Annotated in this window: 19 protein-coding genes and 2 tRNA genes; 5 read left to right on the plus strand and 16 right to left on the minus strand. The window is 69.5% G+C overall.

Annotated elements, in window-relative coordinates:
• Positions 1-21: 21 nt before the first annotated feature.
• The 4 genes from clpX to ACOACQ_RS04810 form a co-directional block, all read right to left on the minus strand.
• Positions 22-1,311 carry an ATP-dependent Clp protease ATP-binding subunit ClpX gene (gene clpX, locus ACOACQ_RS04795; RefSeq protein WP_378600832.1) on the minus strand — a complete coding sequence of 430 codons (1,290 nt, stop codon included), beginning with the start codon at positions 1,309-1,311 and terminating at the stop codon, positions 22-24.
• A 114-nt stretch (positions 1,312-1,425) separates the two neighbouring features.
• On the minus strand, positions 1,426-2,031 hold the full coding sequence (locus ACOACQ_RS04800) for an ATP-dependent Clp protease proteolytic subunit (protein ID WP_378600834.1): 606 nt from the start codon (positions 2,029-2,031) through the stop codon (positions 1,426-1,428).
• 4 nt (positions 2,032-2,035) lie between these two features.
• Positions 2,036-2,641, minus strand: coding sequence for an ATP-dependent Clp protease proteolytic subunit (locus tag ACOACQ_RS04805; RefSeq protein WP_182380865.1), 606 nt, complete (start codon positions 2,639-2,641; stop codon positions 2,036-2,038).
• Positions 2,642-2,763: 122 nt separating this feature from the next.
• Positions 2,764-3,234 carry an SRPBCC family protein gene (locus tag ACOACQ_RS04810; protein ID WP_378600836.1) on the minus strand — a complete coding sequence of 157 codons (471 nt, stop codon included), beginning with the start codon at positions 3,232-3,234 and terminating at the stop codon, positions 2,764-2,766.
• A 415-nt stretch (positions 3,235-3,649) separates the two neighbouring features.
• Here ACOACQ_RS04810 and ACOACQ_RS04815 point away from each other — a divergent pair, with 415 nt between their 5' ends.
• Positions 3,650-5,935, plus strand: coding sequence for a PQQ-binding-like beta-propeller repeat protein (locus ACOACQ_RS04815; protein WP_420287716.1), 2,286 nt, complete (start codon positions 3,650-3,652; stop codon positions 5,933-5,935).
• A gap of 7 nt (positions 5,936-5,942) precedes the next feature.
• Here ACOACQ_RS04815 and ACOACQ_RS04820 read toward each other — a convergent pair whose 3' ends face one another.
• The 10 genes from ACOACQ_RS04820 to lpdA form a co-directional block, all read right to left on the minus strand.
• Complete coding sequence (locus ACOACQ_RS04820) at positions 5,943-6,287, minus strand: hypothetical protein (RefSeq protein WP_378597660.1); 345 nt, start codon at positions 6,285-6,287, stop codon at positions 5,943-5,945.
• An 80-nt stretch (positions 6,288-6,367) separates the two neighbouring features.
• Positions 6,368-7,552, minus strand: a complete 1,185-nt coding sequence (locus ACOACQ_RS04825; protein WP_378597661.1) for a lipase family alpha/beta hydrolase — start codon at positions 7,550-7,552, stop codon at positions 6,368-6,370.
• A 74-nt stretch (positions 7,553-7,626) separates the two neighbouring features.
• On the minus strand, positions 7,627-9,060 hold the full coding sequence (gene tig, locus ACOACQ_RS04830) for a trigger factor (RefSeq protein ID WP_378597662.1): 1,434 nt from the start codon (positions 9,058-9,060) through the stop codon (positions 7,627-7,629).
• A 69-nt stretch (positions 9,061-9,129) separates the two neighbouring features.
• Positions 9,130-9,202 (minus strand) — tRNA-Pro (locus ACOACQ_RS04835).
• A 27-nt stretch (positions 9,203-9,229) separates the two neighbouring features.
• Positions 9,230-9,300, minus strand: a tRNA-Gly gene (locus ACOACQ_RS04840).
• A 99-nt stretch (positions 9,301-9,399) separates the two neighbouring features.
• Complete coding sequence (locus ACOACQ_RS04845) at positions 9,400-10,491, minus strand: PP2C family protein-serine/threonine phosphatase (RefSeq protein WP_378597663.1); 1,092 nt, start codon at positions 10,489-10,491, stop codon at positions 9,400-9,402.
• Positions 10,446-11,300: an Fpg/Nei family DNA glycosylase gene (locus ACOACQ_RS04850; protein WP_378597664.1), complete on the minus strand. Its 855-nt coding sequence runs from the start codon at positions 11,298-11,300 to the stop codon at positions 10,446-10,448. Before ACOACQ_RS04850 ends, ACOACQ_RS04845 begins: the two co-directional genes overlap by 46 nt.
• Complete coding sequence (locus ACOACQ_RS04855) at positions 11,293-11,805, minus strand: ribose-5-phosphate isomerase (protein ID WP_378597665.1); 513 nt, start codon at positions 11,803-11,805, stop codon at positions 11,293-11,295. The genes ACOACQ_RS04850 and ACOACQ_RS04855 overlap by 8 nt, the downstream gene beginning before the upstream one ends.
• A gap of 19 nt (positions 11,806-11,824) precedes the next feature.
• Complete coding sequence (locus tag ACOACQ_RS04860) at positions 11,825-13,192, minus strand: NAD(P)H-quinone dehydrogenase (RefSeq protein ID WP_378597666.1); 1,368 nt, start codon at positions 13,190-13,192, stop codon at positions 11,825-11,827.
• A gap of 13 nt (positions 13,193-13,205) precedes the next feature.
• Positions 13,206-14,606 (minus strand): dihydrolipoyl dehydrogenase, encoded by a 1,401-nt coding sequence (gene lpdA, locus ACOACQ_RS04865; protein ID WP_378597667.1) that lies wholly within the window; start codon positions 14,604-14,606, stop codon positions 13,206-13,208.
• A gap of 117 nt (positions 14,607-14,723) precedes the next feature.
• Here lpdA and ACOACQ_RS04870 point away from each other — a divergent pair, with 117 nt between their 5' ends.
• The 4 genes from ACOACQ_RS04870 to ACOACQ_RS04885 are packed head-to-tail and all read left to right on the plus strand — an operon-like array spanning position 14,724 to position 18,772.
• Positions 14,724-15,932: a S8 family peptidase gene (locus ACOACQ_RS04870; protein ID WP_420287717.1), complete on the plus strand. Its 1,209-nt coding sequence runs from the start codon at positions 14,724-14,726 to the stop codon at positions 15,930-15,932.
• Positions 15,933-15,980: 48 nt separating this feature from the next.
• Entirely contained in the window at positions 15,981-16,433 is a 453-nt protein-coding gene (locus ACOACQ_RS04875) for a gamma-glutamylcyclotransferase family protein (RefSeq protein ID WP_378597669.1), read from the plus strand.
• A gap of 39 nt (positions 16,434-16,472) precedes the next feature.
• Positions 16,473-17,921: a serine/threonine protein kinase gene (locus ACOACQ_RS04880; protein ID WP_420287718.1), complete on the plus strand. Its 1,449-nt coding sequence runs from the start codon at positions 16,473-16,475 to the stop codon at positions 17,919-17,921.
• A gap of 17 nt (positions 17,922-17,938) precedes the next feature.
• Positions 17,939-18,772, plus strand: coding sequence for a purine-nucleoside phosphorylase (locus tag ACOACQ_RS04885; protein ID WP_420287719.1), 834 nt, complete (start codon positions 17,939-17,941; stop codon positions 18,770-18,772).
• A 13-nt stretch (positions 18,773-18,785) separates the two neighbouring features.
• Here the strand turns inward: ACOACQ_RS04885 and ACOACQ_RS04890 are convergent, their stop codons facing one another.
• Positions 18,786-19,601 (minus strand): ABC transporter permease, encoded by an 816-nt coding sequence (locus ACOACQ_RS04890; RefSeq protein WP_420287720.1) that lies wholly within the window; start codon positions 19,599-19,601, stop codon positions 18,786-18,788.
• Positions 19,598-20,626, minus strand: a complete 1,029-nt coding sequence (locus ACOACQ_RS04895) for an ABC transporter ATP-binding protein (RefSeq protein ID WP_420287721.1) — start codon at positions 20,624-20,626, stop codon at positions 19,598-19,600. The genes ACOACQ_RS04890 and ACOACQ_RS04895 overlap by 4 nt, the downstream gene beginning before the upstream one ends.
• Between the last annotated feature and the right edge of the window lie 6 nt (positions 20,627-20,632).

The raw sequence follows: 20,632 nt of genomic DNA on the forward strand, positions 1-20,632 counted from the left end.
CCAACCGTCAGGTCGAGCAGGTCAGGCGGACTTCTTCTTCTTCGCCTCGCGCAGGACCAGCGTCGGCGCCACATCGTTGTCGACGACGTCGCGCGTGATGATGACCTTCTCCACGTCGCCACGGCTCGGGACGTCGTACATCACGTGGAGGAGGACCTCCTCGATGATGGCGCGCAGGCCACGGGCACCGGTGCCGCGCTCCAGCGCCTTGTCGGCGATCCCCTGGATCGCGTCGTCGGAGAACTCGAGCTCGACACCGTCGAGGTCGAAGAGCTTCTTGTACTGCTTCGTCAGGGCGTTGCGGGGCTCGGTGAGGATCTGCACCAGGGCCGCCTGGTCGAGCGGGCTGACGCTCGCGATCAGGGGCAGCCGGCCGATGAACTCGGGGATCAGGCCGAACTTGGTGAGGTCCTCGGGACGAACCTTGCTGAGCAGGTCGTCCGCGGCACGCTCGGCCTCGCCGCGCGGTTCGGCCGTGAAGCCGAGCGACTTCTTGCCGACGCGCTGCTCGATGATGTGCTCGAGACCGGCGAAGGCACCGCCCACGACGAACAGGATGTTCGTCGTGTCGATCTGGATGAACTCCTGGTGCGGGTGCTTGCGGCCGCCCTGCGGCGGAACCGAGGCGGTGGTGCCCTCGATGATCTTCAGCAGCGCCTGCTGCACGCCCTCGCCGGAGACGTCGCGGGTGATCGACGGGTTCTCGGCCTTGCGGGCGACCTTGTCGATCTCGTCGATGTAGATGATGCCGGTCTCGGCCTTCTTGACGTCGTAGTCAGCGGCCTGGATCAGCTTGAGCAGGATGTTCTCGACGTCCTCGCCGACGTAGCCGGCCTCGGTCAGCGCCGTGGCGTCCGCGATCGCGAACGGGACGTTGAGCATCCGGGCGAGCGTCTGGGCGAGGTAGGTCTTGCCGCAACCGGTCGGGCCGATCACGAGGATGTTGGACTTCGAGACCTCGACGACCTCGTCCTTGTGCTTGCCCTGTCCACCGGGACCGACGCCGGGCGAGACGCCCGCCTGGACCCGCTTGTAGTGGTTGTAGACCGCCACCGCGAGGGACTTCTTGGCCTGTTCCTGCCCGATGACGTAGGAGTTCAGGAACTCGAAGATCTCCTTGGGCTTCGGCAGGTCAGCGAGCTCGACCTCGGAGCCCTCGGCGAGCTCCTCCTCGATGATCTCGTTGCACAGGTCGATGCACTCGTCACAGATGTAGACACCCGGACCAGCGATGAGCTTCTTGACCTGCTTCTGGCTCTTGCCGCAGAACGAGCACTTCAGCAGGTCGCCACCGTCACCGATGCGTGCCACGGGTCCTCCTCAGATGTGAACTCCCCGACGGTACTCCCTGTCGCGCCCCGGAGGGGGCGTGACACGGGGTGTACGTCGAGGAGGTCATCGGGTCCTTCAAGATCGAGCGGGGAATCAGACGAGTACGGGGGTCTTGAGGGACTCAAGAATGGAGTCGATCAAGCCGTACTCGATCGCGCCCTGGGCGGTGAGGATCTTGTCGCGCTCGATGTCGCGGCTGACCTCTTCGAGCGACCGGTTGGAGTGGTCGCTGATCATCTTCTCGAGCAGCTCGCGCATCCGCAGGATCTCGTTCGCCTGGATCTCGATGTCCGAGGTCTGGCCGAACGTGCCCTCGGTGTAGGGCTGGTGGATCAGGATCCGGCTGTTGGGCAGCGCCAGGCGCTTGCCCTTGGCGCCCGAGGCGAGCAGGATCGCCGCCGCCGAGGCCGCCTGGCCGATGCACACGGTCTGCACGTCCGGCTTGATGAACTGGATCGTGTCGTAGATCGCCGTCAGCGCGGTGAACGAGCCACCGGGGCTGTTGATGTAGATGCTGATGTCCTGGTCGGGGTTCATCGACTGCAGGCACAGCAGCTGGGCGATGACGGCGTTCGCGACGTCATCGGAGATCGGCGAGCCGAGGTAGATGATCCGGTCCTCGAACAACTTGCCGTAGGGGTCGATGCGGCGGAACCCGTAGGAGGTGCGCTCTTCCCACTGGGGAATGTAGTAGTTCATCAGCTCAGTCCTTCTTGTGGGCCGGACGGCCCTCGTCGACGGCTTCCCGGGCGCTCTTGACCACCTTGTCGACCAGGCCGTACTCCTGCGCCTCGGCGGCCGTGAACCAGCGGTCACGGTCGGCGTCGTTGGTGACCTGCTCGACGGTCTGCCCGGTGTGCTCGGCGATGAGGTCGAGGAGCACCTTCTTGATGTGCAGCGACTGCTGCGCCTGGATCTTGATGTCGGAGGCCGAACCACCCATGCCGGACGACGGCTGGTGCATCATGATCCGCGCGTGGGGCAGCGCGTACCGCTTGCCCTTGGCGCCGGCGCAGAGCAGGAACTGCCCCATGGAGGCAGCCAGGCCCATGCCGACCGTCGCCACGTCGTTGGGGATGTAGTTCATCGTGTCGTAGATCGCCATGCCGGCGTCCACGGAGCCACCGGGGCTGTTGATGTGCAGGAAGATGTCCGCTTCGGGATCCTCCGCCGACAGCAGCAGCAGCTGGGCGCAGATCGCGTTGGCGTTCTGGTCGCGCACCTCGGAACCGAGGAACACGATCCGCTCGCGGAGCAAACGGCTGTAGATGTTGTCGTCGAGGAAGCTGATCCCCGCGGCTCCATTCATCTCTGGGCCGTTCATCTGAGGGCCTCGCTCGGGGCCACCGGGAAACTGGGTCACGACGGTGACACTAGCCTCCCCGGGGGACAGATCCACGCGATAACACCCGCTGTTCGCCGACAGCAGATTTAGCGCTCGGCTGCGGCCTTCAGCCCCGCCACCGTGGTGGCCATCCCGGCCTCGAGCTCATCGGCGTGTTCGACGCCGCCACCCAGGAACGCCGACGCGAAGACCTTGCCCATCAGCGTGTTGCCCGAGGGCACCGGCCGGCGGTGGACCACACGGGTCGTCTCACCCTCGGCCTCCAGCTCCCAGACCCATTGCGCCCCACTGGACCTCGTGTCCCAGACCAGCCGCCGCCCCGGATCCACGTCGGCCACCACCGAACGCGTCGGCCAGACGACGGCCTTGCGCCGGTTGATGCCGAGGTACCACTGGCCCGTGCGCAGCCCGCCCCGCTTGAGCGGCAGCATCGAGATCGTCTCCGGGCTCCACTGCGCCATCTGTTTGAGATCGGTGAGCAGCGCCCACACCTGGTCGGCGGGGGCATCGATCAGCGCTTCGGCGCGAAGCTCGCGCGCTGCCTCTCCGGTCGTCATGGGGTCATCTTGGCAATAACTTCCGGCGAAGTCATGACGTTGTGTCGGTGACCGTCCGGGTCGGTCGCGCCCACCGCCGCACCCTGGAGGTCCCTTGTCTGCCCGGTTCTGTGGCGATTGTGGCGTCGACCTGCCCCCGAATGACCGGTTCTGCACCAGTTGCGGCGCGCCCAACGTGGCGGCGCCGGACGCCCCACCCGCCGCAGCCGTGACCCAGGCGGCCCACCTCCCGCCGGCTCCCCCACCTCCGCCCCCACCTCCGCCACCGCCACCCGCCCCCATGGCCGCGCCGGCCTCCGCCGTGACGACGCCGGCCTGGGCGGTGGCGCCGCCTCCCCCGCCGCCTCCCCTGGCGCCTCCCCTGGCTCCTCCCCTTGGACCACAGCGTCCGAGGTCCCCGCGGCGTCGTACGGGCGTGCTGGTCGGGGTCGGGATCCTGGTCCTCGCGATCATCACGGGCGGCCTGACCGTGTGGCTGCTCAACCGTGGCGACGACGACAACGGCCCCAGCGCCGACCGCGCCGGCGGCCTGAACGTGATGCCCGCGTCCATCGACAACGGCGTGTCGGTGCTCGGCGAACCCGGCCGGACCTGGGAGTTCTCCCCGACCGATGTGACGTCGGACTCCTCGATCGGTTCGATGAGCCCGGACGGGGTCAGCAACACCGACACGGTCCTCTCCTTCCCCGAGACCTTCGTGTTCCAGACCGGCCGCGAGGACGAGGACGCGCCTGCCCAGCTGGTCGGCGTCGACCGGGACAGCGGAGACGTCCGCTGGACCCACGACCTGGCGTCGTACGGCTCAGCCTGCTTCCTGCCCGACGCGGATCACCTCTACTGCAGTGTCACCACCAACGACGACGGCCACGGCGAACTGGTGCGCATCGACCCGGCCAAGGGCAAGGTCACCGCGACGGCAGCGGTCGACACGACCTGGTTGTCGATGGTGCTGGACAACGGCCTGTTGTATGTCGTCCACTCGACGCCGGGCGACGCCGAGGGCCATTCGGTCACGCTCCGGACCTTCGACGCGGACACCCTCCGCGAGGCCTGGGAACTGCAGCTCCTCGACCGGGACGCGCGCCCGGCCGACGGCGACGAGTACGACTACGGTCCGTGGATCGAATTCCAGGGCGGACGCCTGTCGGCCTATCACGGCCCCCTCCAGTGGGAGATCGACCACCGCGCCCGCAGGGTCACCTCCTACGACTCCAGCCGCGACTGGAACACCGTCACCAGCGAGGACGGGTACACGCTGCGCTGGATCGATGACGGGACCGTCCAGATCACCGACGGATCCGGTCGGGAGGTACTCAGGTCTGCGGATGACCCCTGGTACGGCGGCGCGGCGGGCAACTACGTGGCCGAGGGTCGCCTCGGCATCGGTTCCGGACTGTTCGATCTCTCGAGCGGCGAGTACGTCTGGAAGCGCGAGGACCTCGCCGGGTACGACGACCAGGGCTCCGAGTTCGACTGGCGATGGACGCTGGATCGGCGCAACGTGCTCGTCGAGGACTCCTCCTACGACGAGACGCTGGAACGCACCAGCGGCAACCTGCTCGACGGCGAGACCGGCAAGACCCTCGTCCACCTTCCCGAGGTCAACGCACCCACCGTCCGCACAAGGGACGCGATCGTGACGATGCAGGAAGGCGAGGTGCGCGCCTACGACGCCGCCACCGGCGACCTGGCCTGGACCCGATCGCTGCCGGGGTCCTACGACTCGCTGTACCTGGCCGGGGACTCCATCGTCGCGGTCGGCTCCTACGGGTTCTTCGTCCTGACGGACTTTCCGTCGACCCGCCAGGCCGACAGCGACCAGCGCGACGGCGACACCGCCTACGTGACCGCATGCGGCGCGCCACCCGAGTTCGTCCCGACCGCGTCGACGACGAGGTTCGGCGGAGTGGCGATCACCTACACAGTGAAGGCCACCTGTGACGGCGGCCAGTGGCTCAACCACAGCCAGCTGAGTGTTCCGTTCGTGGTCGGCGGCTACGCGTACGCGTCGGGCTACTTCGACTTCAGCGAGGAGCCGTACTGGATTCCGGAGGAGGGCGAGGACCTCGAGCTGGTGTATCCGTTCGAGAACACCCAGGTGCCCGAGACCCGGTTCGAGCAGGCGATCCAGGAGGACGGCGGCACCGGCAAGGTGATCGAGGTGCCGTGCGAGCCGGGTCCGGACAACACCGAGGGTGCGGTGCCGAGCGATCCGTCGTACGGCGCCGACCCCGACGACCCGACGACGGCCGACGGCGCCCCGGACGAGTCGACCGACGAGGACCGCGACGAGACGGCCCTCGAGGCACTGCAACGGATCGCCGACGAGGACGCCGGCGCGGTCGACGCGCTCGGCACGAGCTGGACGGCTCAGTTGTCGTCCAAGAAGCCGGGGACGGCCGACGACGGGAAGGTCTACGACTCCTACGACGACATCCTCGCCCTGCACCTGCAGCACCGGGCGCGCTACCCGGACTCGCTCCTGGTCTACAGCAACGACTGGTCCGGGAGCTTCGGGCCGTCGAGCCGGGACTACTGGGTCACGCTGAGCGGCCAGTCCGAGGCCACGAGCCGGCCCGTCCTGCGCTGGTGCCAGGACGAGGGGTGGGGCCTGGGCGACTGCTGGGCGAAACGACTCCAGCACAGCGGCGACCCGGACCTGAACACCGACAAGAACGAGCCCGACGACCGCAACAACTGAGCTGCGCCTAGATGGCCGGGAACGCGAAACCCAGGAACAGCACCAACGGGCCGGCCGTGGCGACGACCCCAAGGATGCCCAGCACCAGCCCGGCCGCCCGATCCGCCAGCGCCCACCCGAGGCCACCGAGAACGACGCCGACCACCCCCGGCGCACCGACAGCCAGGGCAACCAGGTAACCCAGTCCGACCAGCGGATCGTCCGAGGGATCCGTTGCGGTGAGGTACCACATGAGAGCGGCACCCAGCAGCTCGGTGACCCCGATCGAGAGGGCGATGGCGCTGATGACCACCGCTGATCGGCGAGAGTCGGATCGGGACGAGACGGGCGCGGCGACGTGGCTCTGGGTCATGGACCCAGCCTCGCCATCCCGCGGGCCGTTGTCGTGAGTAGCGCCGCTCAGCCGGACTGGCCCAGGTGGGTCATCAGCGATCAGGCCAGGACCGGCGTGCACAACCAGCGGTCGAGCGCCGGGTAGACGTCGGGGTGGTTGAGCAGGTCGAAGTGGTCGGTGTTCGGCAGACGCAGCACGTCGGCACCCGGGAAGAGATTGGTCCCCTTGCGCTTGTCGCGCCCGGTCGCCGAGTGCGGCGTCACCAGCAGGTCGCCGATCGCTCGCGAGAGGGGATGCTGCGGGGTCCGCGCGAGGGTCGCCGAGACCAGTCGGTAACGGGCGTGCGGCAGCGGCGGCACGTCCTCGGCGAGCCCTTCGATGAGGTCACGGATCCCGGGTGCCTGGCGGTCGATGATCCTCCCGAAGGCGGCCACCTCCGGCGCGCGCGCCAGCGTCCGGCTGGCCCGGTCGGCGCTGACAGCGAACCAGGAGCCGAGGTGGGGCGTCCCGAGCGTGATCACGTCACTGACCAGGTCGGTCCAGGCAGCCGGTGCGTTGCCCTCGGCGACCACGGCCGACGAGGCGCGCATGATCAGCCCGCCGAGTGAGTGTCCGACCAGGGCGACACGGGTGACCTCGGTCGGCCAGCTGTCGACCAGGCGCTGCAGCAACGCGGCCATCGCGACGCCGTTCTCCCGCAGCGGCAGGCCCGTGTTGGCCCGCAGGTAGACGGGCGTCCAGCCGTTCTCTGCGACGTGCTCGCCGTACGTCGTACCGGTGCGGTCGCGGTGGTAGTTCCAGTACGCCTCGTTCTCGCAGAGGCCGTGCAGGAACACGACGAGCTGGCCCGTGGCGTCGGGGAAGGCCGAGGCCACCCCGTCCGGCGTGAGTACGACGTCACGACCCTCGTGGCGGACGCCCATCTCGATCGCGAGCTGGGGGTGGTCACGGGTGAGCTCCTCGCCGATCAGGCCGTTGATGGCGGCGCGCACGAAGCGGCCGCGCGAGGAGGTGTCGAGCGCCGGACCGATGCCCGCCGGCAGGCGCGACAGGCCGGCGCCGGCGCCACGGAACGACAGTCCGATGGCGCCGTACACGAGGGCAGCGATGCCGAGGTGCAGGGTCTCGGCCGGCACGGCGGCCGGTCCGACGCCGAGGCGAACGGCTCCGTGGGCGCGCCTGGCGATCGCCGTGTGCGTGTCGCGTGCGGTCGCGACGAGGAGGTCGTCGACCACCGAGGCGGCCAGCGCGAGGGCGTCCACGACGCTCGGTTCCTGCTGCATGGAAAAAGACTACCGCCTTCAGTGCACAGTTGTGCACTGAAGGCGGTAGTGACGTTCGTCCTGCGGACCAGGGATCAGGCCTGCGTGGGGTCCACGGCCGGCTCGACGGCGGGGTCCACGGCGGGCTCGGCGTCCTCGGCGTCGACGACCACGTGGTCAGCGACCTCGGGCTCGTCCTCACCGATGGTGCCGTCGCCGCGCAGGTTCTTCAGCTCGACCGTGTTGCCCGAGCCGTCGGTGACGGTCGCGCCCTCGACGAGGAGCTGCAGGGCCTTGCCGCGGCGGATCTCCTGGACCAGGTCCGGCACGTGGTTGTGCTCGAACATGTGGTTCACGAACTCCTGCGGGTCCTGGCCGGACTGCTGCGCACGACGGAGCATGTGCTGCGTCAGCTCGGCCTGGTCGACGCCCATCTCCTCCTTGTCGGCGATCTCGTCGAGCAGGAACTGGGCGGCCACGGCGTCGCGCACGCGACGGTCGAGGTCGGCCTCGAACTCTTCCTGGGTCTGGCCCTCCTCCTCGAGGTACTTCTCAAGGGTGAGGCCGGACATGACGAGCTGCTGCTCGAGGTTCTCGCGACGAGCGTTGAGCTCCTCGGTGACCATCGTCTCGGGCAGCGGGACCTCGACCTGCTCGAGCAGGGACTCGAGGACGGCGTCGCGAGCGGCGGCGGCCTGCTCGAGGCGCTTGCCGCGGGTCAGGCGCTCACGGACGTCCTCGCGGAGCTCGGCGAGCGTGTCGAACTCCGAGGCCTCCTGCGCGAAGTCGTCGTCCAGCTCGGGGAGCTCCTGCTCCTGCACGCCGGTGACCTTGACCTTGACCTCGACGTCCTGGCCGACCAGGTCGCCGCTGACGAGCTGCGTCGTGAAGGTCTTCTCCTCGTCGATGGCCGCACCCTCGAGGGCCTCGTCGAGACCGTCGATCATGCCGCCGTTGCCGACCTTGTAGGAGAAGCCGGCGATCTCGGCGCCGTCGACGACCTCGCCGTCGCGGGTTGCCACGAGGTCGATGACGACGAAGTCGCCCGTCTTCGCGGCACGCTCGACGTCGATCAGGGTGGCGAAGCGCTCACGCAGCGCGTCGACCTGCTCGGTGACGTCGTCGTCGGAGACCGCGAGGTCCTCGACCTTGGCGCTGAGGCCGTCGTACGACGGAAGGGTGATCTCGGGCTTGACGTCGACCTCGGCGGTGAACTCGAGGCCTTCGTTGTCCTCGAACTTCGTGACCTCGATGTCCGGCTGCGCCAGCGGCGTCAGGGAGTTCTCGGTCAGGGCCTCCATGTAGGCCTTCGGGAGCACGTCGTTGACGGCCTCGTCGAGGACGACCGCGCGGCCGACCTGGCGGTCGATGACCTGCGGCGGGACCTTGCCACGGCGGAAGCCGGGGACGTTGATCTGCTTGGCGATCTTCTGGTAGGCCGCGTCGAGGCTCGGCTTGAGCTCCTCGAAGGGCACCTCGACGGTCAGCTTGGCCCGGGTCGGGCTCAAGGTCTCGACGGCGCTCTTCACAGGTGTTCTCCTACTTGGTCAGTGGGTGGTGCACGGGCAGGTGCCCGCTGGTGCGATCGGGATGATCAGTCGGGGCGACAGGACTCGAACCTGCGGTCTCCTGCTCCCAAAGCAGGCGCGCTAGCCACTACGCTACGCCCCGTCGGTGGCCCTTCTCGGCCGCACTTCGAGGGGATGACGGGAATCGAACCCGCGTAATCAGTTTGGAAGACTGAGGCTCTACCATTGAGCTACATCCCCGCGTGCAGGAGAGCTCCCGCAAGCGGTAGTCATGGTGCCACATTGCCGGGTGCTGGCCCCAACCGAGGCGCCCTCGTGGACGACGCCCCACAGCGGGACTCAGGGACGGCGGTGGACGACGAGCAGCGCGCGGTCGTCGTCGGGTGAACCCACCGCGTCGACCAGCCGGTCCGCCAGGCCGTCCCAGGTGTGGCGCAGCAGGCCCTCGGCCGTGCCCATCATCCGGTCGATACCGAGCTCGATGTCCTTGCGCGGCTCCTCGACCATCCCGTCGGTGTAGAGGAGCAGGCTGTCGCCCGGGTCGAGACGACCGGCGTAGCAGTCGTAGTCGACGTCCTCGACGATGCCGAGGACCGGGCCTTCCGCCCGCAGCACCTGCCAGCGACCCGAGCCGGCGTGGCGCTGGACGGCCGGCGGGTGTCCCGCGCAGCGCAGCTCGAACACACCGGACTCCAGGTCGATGGACACGTGGATGGCCGTGGCGAACCCCTCCTCCCAGTGGCGCTGGAGGAGGTAGTCGTTGGCGGCCGGGAGGAAGCGGTCCGGCGGCAGCGCGCCGACCAGGCCGCCCATCGCCCCCGACAGTTGGAGCGCCCGGGTTCCCGCCGCCTCACCCTTGCCCGAGACGTCGACGACGACGAGCTCGATCTGTCCGCCGTGGGCGCGGGTGGTGGCCACCACGAAGTCACCGGCGAAGGGCGAACCGCCGGCCGACGACAGCGCCGACTGGACCAGCCAGCGCGGCGGCAGGGTGGGGATCTCGCCCTGGGCGAGGATCCGGTCCCGCAGGTCGACGAGCATCGTCTCCCCGCGGGTCGGTCCGACACCGAGCTGGCTGCGTCGGGCCGACACGACGATCACCACGACCGTGATGCTGTACATCACGACCAGCGCCACCACCATGCGGGTGGTCCAGACGGGCTGGAGGAACGCTGCGCCCGACAGCGTCACCAGGATGAAGGCGGCGAACACGGGCAGTGCCCGACTGCTGAGCAGCAGGACACCCAGGACCAGCGGCAGGAAGGCCGCGTTCATCGGTACGTCCATCGGGCGCCACGCAATGCCGGCGACGACACCCACGGAGACCGCGGCGAGCACGAAGGCGATGCCGGCGTCCGAGACCGCCCAGCGACGCCCCGCCCCGATCATCGCGCCGCCCGGGAGCGGAAGGCCGGCTGACAGCGAGCGCACCAGAACAGGTTGCGCCCGGCAAGGACGTCGGAACGCACCGCGCTGCCGCAGACGTGACAGGCCTGTCCGGTACGGCGATAGACGTAGACCTCGCCGCCGTGGTCGTCGACCCGCGGCGGGCGGCCCATGGCCTCGGGCAGGTGCTCGCCCCGGACGGTGTCGATCCGTCCGGTGACCACACCCTCCTGCATGAGCACGACCAGATCCTCCCAGATCGCCCGCCACTGCGAGACCCGAAGAGTGCGACCGGGGCGCAGCGGGTGGATCCGGTGGCGGAACAGCACCTCTGCGCGGTAGACGTTGCCGACACCGGCGAGGACCGCCTGGTCCATCAGCAGGGTGCCGATCGGTGCGGTGCTGCGGCCGATCCGCGCCCACGCGCGGTCCGGGTCGGCATCCGCGCGGAGGGGGTCGGGGCCGATGCGGGAGAGCACGGCGTCCCGTTCCTCGGGGGTGACCAGGGCGCAGGTGGTGGCGCCGCGGAGGTCGGCGTACGCCGGCGGCGTCTCGTCGCTGGCAGGGCGGACGAGACGCAGCCGCACCTGACCGACCGGGAGCGGCACGGCGTCCGCATCGTCGTACACCTCGAAGGTGCCGTAGAGCCCGAGGTGGACGCGCACCAGGCGGTCCGCCTCGAACCGGATGAAGAGCTGCTTGCCCCACGCGTCGGCATCGAGCAGGCGGCTGCCGTCGACTCGTGCGGCGCCGTCGGCGAAGCGGCCCTGCGGGCTCCCCACCTGCACGGCGTGGCCCCCGAAGACCTCGGTGATGCGATCAGCCAGGCGGTGGAGGGTGTGCCCCTCAGGCATCGCCCTGCCCGAGCCCCAGGGCGGACTCCGGGAGGGGCGGCAGCTCGCCAGTGGTCTCGTACGACGCCAGCTGGCCGATGCGGCGTGCGTGCCGCTCGTCGCCGGGGAACGGGGTGGAGAGGAAGACCTCGACGAGGCGGGTCATCTCGTCCAGCGTGTGCATCCGGCCGCCGACAGCAACGACCCACGCGTCGTTGTGCTCGCGCGCCAGGGCGGCGGTCTCCTCGGACCAGGCGAGCGCTGCGCGGATGCCCTTCACCTTGTTCGCGGCGATCTGCTCACCGTTGCCCGAGCCGCCGATGACGACGCCGAGGCTGTCGAGGCCGGCGTCGCGGTCGGCGACGACGCCCTCAGCAGCCCGCAGGCAGAAGACCGGGTAGTCGTCGACGGCGTCGTAGACGAACGGGCCGTGGTCGACGGGCTCGTAGCCGTGCTCGACGAGCCAGCCGGTCAGGTGGGACTTGAGCTCGAGGCCGGCATGGTCGCAGCCGAGGTGCACGCGCATGCCCGCATTCTCGCAGGTCTCACGCCTGGTGCAGGCGGCGGGCAGCTTCCGCGACGGAGCCGCTGATCGACGGGTAGACCGTGAAGGTGTGGGCCAGCTGGTCGGCGGTGAGTCGTTCGGTGACAGCGAGCGCGACCGGGTGGATCAGTTCCGAGGCCCGCGGCCCGACGACCACGCCGCCGAGCAGGTTGCGCGACCCCGGCGCGACGAACAGCTTCACGAAGCCGTCGGTGATGCCCTGCATCTTCGCGCGGGCGTTGGTGGCCAGCGGTTGCATCACCACCTCGGCGAGCACCTCGCCGGCGTCGACCTGCTTCTGCGTGACACCGACCGTCGCGATCTCGGGGGCGGTGAAGACGTTCGAGGAGACCACGGAGAGGTCGAGCGGCTTGACCGCGTCGCCCAGGAAGTGGGCCATCGCGATCCGGCCCTGCATCGCGGCAACGGAAGCGAGCATGAAGACGCCGGTGCAGTCACCGGCGGCGTAGACGCCGCGCGCGGCGGTCCGCGAGACCCGGTCGACCTTGATGAAGCCCCCGTCGTCGAGGATGACGCCGGCTTCCTCCAGCCCGAGTCCGGCCGTGTTCGGAACAGAACCGAGCGCCAGGATGCAGTGCGACCCGGTGACCTCACGACCATCGGCGAGCGTCACCGTGACGACGTCCCCTGACCGGGTCACCGACTGCATCCGGGACTGGCCGAGCACCGTCATCCCGCGCCGCGTCGAGACGTCCTCCAACACCTGGGCGGCATCGGGGTCCTCGCCCGGAAGCACGCGTTCCCGGGAGGAGACGAGGGTGACGGGGATGCCGAGTGCCTGGTAGGCGCTGGCGAACTCCGCCCCGGTGACACCCGACCCGACCACGATCATGTGTTCCGGAACGGTGTCGAGGTCGTAGACCTGCTCCCAGGTCAGGATCCGCTCACCATCGGGCTGGGCCGTCGGGAGCACGCGCGGCGCGGCGCCCGTTGCGACCAGGATCGCCCCGGCGTCGTACGACTGCTCGGAGCCGTCGTCGAGTGTTGCGATCACCTTCGCAGGACCGTCGAGACGACCGCGACCGTGGACCACGGTCACGCCCTCGCGGGCGAGCCGACCCTCGATGTCGGCGGACTGCGCCTGCGCGAGGGCCTTGACCCGATCATTGACCCGGCGCAGGTCCACCGTCGGGTGATCGACCTCGATGCCGAGCTCGCCGGCCTCGATGAAGTCGGTCATCACCTCGGCCGTCGCGATCAGCGTCTTGCTCGGGACACAGTCGGTGAGCACCGCCGAGCCACCGATGCCGTCGGAGTCGATGACCACGACCTCGGCGCCCAACTGGGCCGCGACCAGCGCGGACTCGTAGCCGCCAGGGCCTCCACCGACGATCACGACGCGGGTCATGGCTGGACCCGGCTCAGAGGTGGATCATGTGGCCGGCGATCCCGTGGATCGCCTCCTTGACCGCCTCGGAGAGCGTCGGGTGGGCGAAGACGTTGCGACCGACCTCGTCCGCGGTCAGGTCCCACTTCTGGGCGAGCGTGAGCGCAGGCAGCAGCTCGGTCACGTCGGGGCCGATCATGTGGGCGCCGAGGATCTCGTTGTACTCGGCGTCCGCGACGATCTTCACGAAGCCGACTCCCTCGCCCAGGCCCTGGGCCTTGCCGTTGGCCGAGAACGGGAAGGTGGCGGTCTTGACGTCGTACCCCTTGTCCTTGGCCTGCTGCTCGCTGTAGCCGAAGGAGCCGATCTGCGGCTGGCAGTACGTCGCCCGCGGGATGAAGTCGTAGTCGACCGGCATCGTCTCGGCGCCCGCGATCGTCTCGGCGGCCACCATCGCCATGGCGTCGGCGACGTGGGCGAGCATCATCTTCGCGGTGACGTCGCCGATGGCGTAGACGCCGTCGACGTTGGTGCGGCAGTACTCGTCGACCGCGATGGCGCCCCGCTCGGTGAGTGCGACGCCGGTGCTCTCCAGGCCGTAGCCCTCCAGGCGCGGCGCGAAGCCGAACGCGGCGAGGAACTTGTCGGCCTCGATGACCGTCTCCTCGCCCCCGGCGGCAGGAGCGATGCGGACCTTCACGCCCGAGCCGGTGTCCTCGACGCCCTTGACGGCGGTCGAGGTCAGCACCTTCACGCCGAGCTTCTTGTAGTGACGGGCGAGCTCCTTGGACACGTCGGCGTCCTCGGTCGGCACCATCCGGTCGAGGAACTCCACGATCGTGACGTCGACACCGAAGTTCTTCATCACGTAGGCGAACTCGACACCGATCGCGCCCGAGCCGCCGATGATCATCGAGGAGGGGATGTTCTCGTCGAGGATCTGCTCCTCGTAGGTCACGATGTTCTTGCCGTTGACCTCGACGCCGGGGACCGAACGCACGGTCGCGCCGGTGGCGATGATCAGGTTGTCGCAGGTGTACTCGGCGGTCGAGCCGTCGTTGAGCGCCACCGAGACGGCCTTCGGGCCGGTGAGGGTGCCCCAGCCGTCGATCTCGGTGATCTTGTTCTTCTTCATAAGGAAGTGGACGCCCTTGACGATCCCGGCGCTCACCTGGCGGGAGCGCGCGTGGGTCGGGCCGTAGGACATCGTCGCGTCACCCTCGATGCCGTACTTGGCCTTCTCGTGGGTGAGCGTGTGGGCGAGCTCGGCGTTCTTGAGCAGCGCCTTGGACGGGATGCAGCCGACGTTGAGGCACACACCGCCCCAATACTTCTTCTCGATGACAGCAACGGACTTGCCGAGCTGCGACGCGCGGATTGCGGCGACGTAGCCCCCGGGGCCAGCACCAAGGACGAGGACATCGAAGTGGGTCACGCGCCCAGCCTAGTAGGCCCCACCCTTGTGTCCGTCATCACGTTCAGGGCAGAGTTCCGCCTACCCTCCGGTCGGGCGGCATGGGGCCGCTCACCGTCCAGCAAGGAGCTGCTCCGCATGTCTCGGATTCTCGGAATCATCGCTGCCTGTGCGCTCGCCCTCGCGACGCTCACGCAGATCCCCCTGCCGGCCGCACAGGCCGCTCCGGTCAGCGCCCGACCCCTCGGGGCCCAGTCCGCCGGCCTGCTCGACGTCATCGTCACCCTGAAGCCCACGGCGGACGCCCGGGCCACGGCCGATGCTCTCGTCGCCAAGAAGGGCGGCCAGGTCACGCACGTCTACCAGAACGTGCTGAACGGCTTCGCGGCCACGCTGACCGACACCCTCCTCACCGTGCTCCGCGGTGACGCCCGGATCCAGTCGGTCGAGCTCGACCGCACGATGCGGATCAGCGACACCCAGACACCGACCCCGAGCTGGGGCCTGGACCGCGTCGACCAGCGCAACCTGCCGCTGAACAACTCGTACGCCTACAACAGCACCGGCTCGGGCGTCGACGCCTACGTCATCGACACCGGCATCCTCACCACCCACCCCGACTTCGGCGGCCGCGCGGTCCACGGCACCGACGCGATCGACGGTGACGCCAACGCCACCGACTGCAACGGTCACGGCACGCACGTCTCCGGCACCATCGGCGGCAGCTCCTACGGCCTCGCCAAGCAGGCGAAGCTGATCGGCGTCCGGGTCCTCGACTGCAACGGTTCGGGTGCGACGTCGGCCGTCATCGCCGGCCTCGACTGGGTCGTCGCCAACCACCAGGCCGGCCAGCCGGCCGTGGCCAACATGAGTCTCGGTGGCGGCGCCTCCAGCACCCTCGACGCTGCCGTCCGTCGCGTGATCGCCGACGGCGTGACGATGGCCCTGGCCGCCGGCAACGAGAACTCCGACTCCTGTGGCGTCTCCCCGGCCCGGGTCGCCGAGGCCCTGACCGTCGCCGCGAGCGACCGCAACGACGCGCGTGCCTCCTTCTCGAACCGTGGCACCTGCGTCGACCTGTTCGCACCCGGCGTCGACATCACGTCGGCGTGGTTGAACAACGGCACGAGCACGATCAGCGGTACGTCGATGGCGTCCCCGCACGTCGCCGCGGCCGCCGCGCTCTACCTGTCCACCCACCCGACCGCCTCGCCCGCGACCGTGAACTCCGCGATCGTCGCCGCCAGCACCAAGGGCAAGATCTCCGGCACGGCGCGCACCTGCATCCTGCTGATCATCTGCTCGGCGGCCACCCCGGCCAACCACCTGCTCTACACCGGCAGCTGACGTGTCGGCGGCGACGTCACGGGAGGGGCAGGCACTAGCCTGTCGCCCGTGACGTCGTACGCCGCCTACGGCACCAACCTCGACCCCGCCCGCATGGGCGAGCGGTGCCCCCACTCCCCCCTGCAGACCACCGGGTGGCTCAGCGGGTGGCGGCTCACGTTCGGCGGCGAGGAACACGGCTGGGACGGCTCCCTGGCCACGATCGTGCAGGACCCGTCCGAGCAGGTCTTCGTCGCCGTGTACGACGTCAGCCCGCTCGACGAACCGAACCTCGACCGCTGGGAGTCCGCGGACTCCGGCCTGTACCGACGCACGAAGGTCCGGATCGCGACCATGGTCGGTGAGGTCGTGGCGTGGACCTACGTCCTGGACGCCTATGAGGGCGGCCTGCCCTCGGCGTCGTACCTCGGGGTGCTCTCGAACGCCGCCGAGGCGGCCGACGCTCCGGCCGACTACGTGAACGCCCTGCGCCGGCGGGCGTGCCGCTCCACCGGCCTCTGACGGGCGTGACCCCGCAGAACGTGAATCGTTGTCATGTTCATGCGCTTGCGAATCGCGACGGCAGCGGTCGCCGTCACCGGCCTCGTCCTGAGTCTCCAGCCGACGGCGCCGGCCACCTCGGCGGATCCTGCGCCCGAGCTGCGTGAGGTGATGTGGGTCGGCAACAACTGGGACGGCACTGCGAGCATCGTGGACGCCCACTCCCTCGAGGTCCTCAAGCGGGGCGTGAACCTGGTCCCGGACAAGGCCCAGGAGAAGCAGTCGATCCTGCTCAACCCGGTCGCGACGGTCTTCTACCTCGCCATCAACGCGGGTCCGGGCCAGGGCCACGACCAGTACGTCGACGACATGTTCACGACGAGGGACGGCAAGTACCTCGCCGTCTCGCGGCCCAGCTTCGCCGACGTCGTCTGGATCGACATCGCCAAGGCCACCGCGGGTCGCACCGACTCGATCGTGCGCGAGCAGCAGATGGACGGGTACCGCACCGACCACATGCAGATCTCCAACGACGGCCGCCGGCTGCTCGTCTCGGACTCCACCAAGCGCCAGGTCATCGAGTACTCGATGGTCAACGAGACCGTCGACGGCAAGTCCGTCAAGATGGGTGACCGGATGCGGGTCTTCCCGTCCGGCGAGACGCCGCACGAGAGCAACTACACCAAGGACGGCGAGCGGATCCTGCATGCCTCCATCGGCCGGGTGTACACGCCCGTCGACGACGTGAACCCCAGCGACGGCACGCTCCTGGGCCTCCCGCTCAACAAGTTCGGGCTCGGCGGTCTCGTACCCGTCCTGGGCAAGCTGCCCTGGGACGTCCTCGACGGCGCCGTGAAGTCGGACCGCTGGCTGCAGTACGTCGCCACCGACGACTTCGAGGTCCTCGAACGCTGGAACATCGGCCACGAGCTCGCCGAGGCCGGCCACCCGGGCATGAGCAGTGCGGTGCGCCCCGTGGCGGTCCACCCGGACGGCCGTTTCCTCTACCTCCAGGTGTCGTTCCTCCACGGGTACGTCGTCTTCGACACCCAGGCAGCGGACCTGAACGGGACGATGGACTACACCCTCGGCGGCGAGACCGAGCCCACGACCGGCGCCGTCGTCGACGTCGTCCAGCTCGAGAACCGCGTGCCCAACATGCTGCTTGAGCAGTACGTCAACGACTCCGCCCACCACGGCCTGGCGATCAGCGCCGACGGCGAGACCCTCTGCGCCGCGGGAACGATGGACGACTACGCCGCGCTCATCGACTCCGGGACCGGAGAGGCGACGTACTTCGACGAGACCACCACCGGCCACCACTACGGCAAGCCGTACTGGTCGACCGAGGGCCTCAACGACACCTGCTGGGTGTCCCTCTCGGACGACGACGCCGTCGCAGTGCTCTCCACGGACACGATGGAGGAGGTGGCCTACCTGCCCGTGGGCAACCACCCGCAGCGGGTCCGCCACGGGTACGTCCCGGAACTCCTCGCTGCCGCTTGGTGACGGCTAGAGTCGCGTCCGTGACCGAGTCGACCTCGCCGTACTCCCTGGCCGATGCGGCCGCCGCCCGTCTGGCCGAGCTGACGGGCGTGGCGCGCCACGACGTCGCGCTCGTGCTCGGCTCGGGGTGGTTGCCCGCCGCTGACGCGCTCGACGGGTCGGGCGGTGCGAACACCACCGAGATCGACGTGACCGACCTGCCCGGCTTTGCAGCGTCGGCCGTCGCCGGCCACTCCGGCAAGATCCGGTCGATCCGCGTGCCGGGCGTCGACGGTGGCGTCGACCAGCACCTGCTGGTGTTCCTCAGCCGCACCCACTACTACGAGGGCCGCGGTGTCGCTGCGGTCGTGCACGGCGTGCGTACAGCGGCCGCGGCCGGGTGTCGCGCGATCGTGCTCACCAACGGCTGTGGCGGCCTCAAGCCCACCTGGACGCCCGGCACCCCGGTGCTGATCAGCGACCACATCAACCTGACCGGCCAGTCCCCCATCGTCGGCGCCAACTTCGTGGACCTGACCGACCTGTACTCCAGCCGCCTGCGCGAGATGTGCCGCGAGATCGAGCCGTCGCTCGACGAGGGCGTCTACGTCCAGTTCCCCGGACCGCACTACGAGACCCCGGCCGAGGTGCGGATGGCCGGCGTCCTCGGCGGCCACCTCGTCGGCATGAGTACGACGCTCGAGGCGATCGCCGCCCGCGAGGCAGGGATGGAGATCCTGGGCATCAGCCTGGTCACCAACCTCGCTGCGGGCATGAGCGGCGAGCCGCTCAACCACGCCGAGGTGCTTGAGGCCGGACGCGCAGCAGCCACCCGGATGGGCGACCTGCTCACCCGGGTGGTGCCGCGCATCTGAAGCTGGGGCGGGCCTAGCTCGCCCGGTTCATCGTCCGCACGCCGACCCACAGGCCGAACGCACCGACCAGGACCGAGGCACCGAAGCCGGCTGCCAGGGTGTCCATCGGGAACGACCCTGCGAACAGGTGCCGCTCGGCGTCGACGACGTACTTCATCGGGTTGAGGTCGGAGGCGGTCTTCAACCAGCCCGGCGCCCCGTCGATCGGCAGCAGCACTCCGCTGAGCAGCAGGAGCGGGAAGATCGCCGTCTGCTGCACGGTCCAGAACACCCACGCCTGCTCCTTCGCCGCGATGGCGAGCGCCAGGCTCAGCGCGCCGAGGCCGACGCTGAACGGGACGAGCACCACGATGCCGGTCAGCACGCCGAGAAGGTGCAGGTCGAAGCTGAAAGGCGTCACGACGGCCACGATGATCACGGTCTGCAGGACCAGCGGCACCATCTCGCGCAGCGACTTCCCGACCATGAGGGCGGAGCGCCGGACGGGCGAGACGAGCAGTCGCTCGAAGGAGCCGCTGATGATCTCCTCGCTCAGGTTGGCTCCGGTGAACGACGCGCTCATCAGCGCGGTCATGGCCACGATGCCGGGCACGAACCACTGCAGTGCCGCGCCGTCGCCGGTGTCCGGCAGCAGCGGCGCGAACAGGCCGAGGAAGACCAGCGGCTGCACCATCGCGAACAGCACGGACACGGGCTGGCGCAGCACCGGCTGCAGCTCGCGGACGAGGACGTTGACGATGTCGGCGACCAGGCCGACCGGCTTCGCCGGGACAGGGGTACGACGAACGGCGGGCGCCGTGGCCGTGGGGGCTTCGATGTCGATGGTCATGCTGCCGCTCCTTCAGTCGTGGCGGTCGTGGCGTTCTCGTTCTGGGACTCACGCAGGCTGCGGCCGGTGAGGTTGAGGAAGACGTCGTCGAGCGTGGGGCCCGCGACCTCGAGGCGGGTGACAGGTGTGCCGACGGCGGCGAGGTCGGCGACCAGGCCGGGCGCCGCGTCGCGGCCGTAGGCGGCGCGCACGGAGACGTGGGTGCCGTTGACCGTGATCTGCGCGCCGGCGATGCGGTCGGCCCGCTCGGCTGCTGCCCGAGCGGCGTGCACGTCGGCGAACTCCATCGCGACGAGGTCCCCGAGGGCCGACTTGAGAGCACCGGCGGTGTCGTCGGCGATCACCTCGCCGTGGTCGATGACGATCACGCGGCCGGCAAGGGCGTCGGCCTCCTCGAGGTAGTGCGTCGTCAGCACGATCGTGGTGCCGAGGTCGGCGTTGAGCCGGCGCACCTGCTCCTGCAGGTTGGCCCGGTTCTGCGGGTCGAGGCCGGTGGACGGCTCGTCGAGGAACAGGATCGGCGGCTCCTGCACCAGACCGATCGCAACGTCGAGCCGACGACGCTGGCCGCCCGACAGCTGGGCGACCGGCCGGCCGGCGTGCTCGGTCAGGTCGAACGCCTCGAGCAGCTCCTCGGTGCGGATGCGCGCGTCGCGGCGCGACAGGCCGTGTGCGCGGGCCTGGCACATCACCTCGTCGCGGCCGCGGAACTGGTGGCCCGCGGCATTGCCCTGGCCGACGTACCCGATCGAGCGCCGGACGGCGGCGCGGTCGCGGACGACGTCGAAGCCGGCGACCTCCGCGGAGCCCTCGGTCGGCGCGATCAGGGTCGTGAGCATCCGCAACGTCGTCGACTTGCCGGCGCCGTTCGGTCCGAGGAAGGCGACCAGCTCGCCGGCCGCCACCTCCAGGTCGAGGCCGCGCACGGCCTCGATCGTGTCCTTGCCTCGCGTGAAGTGGCGGGTCAGTCCGACGGTGCGGATCACCGGGCCACTGTTCTGGAACTTGCTCTGGTTCATCTCCATGACGAC

It is taken from the genome of Nocardioides sp. CPCC 206347 (assembly GCF_048654605.1).
In the GTDB taxonomy this organism is placed as follows: Bacteria; Actinomycetota; Actinomycetes; order Propionibacteriales; family Nocardioidaceae; genus Nocardioides.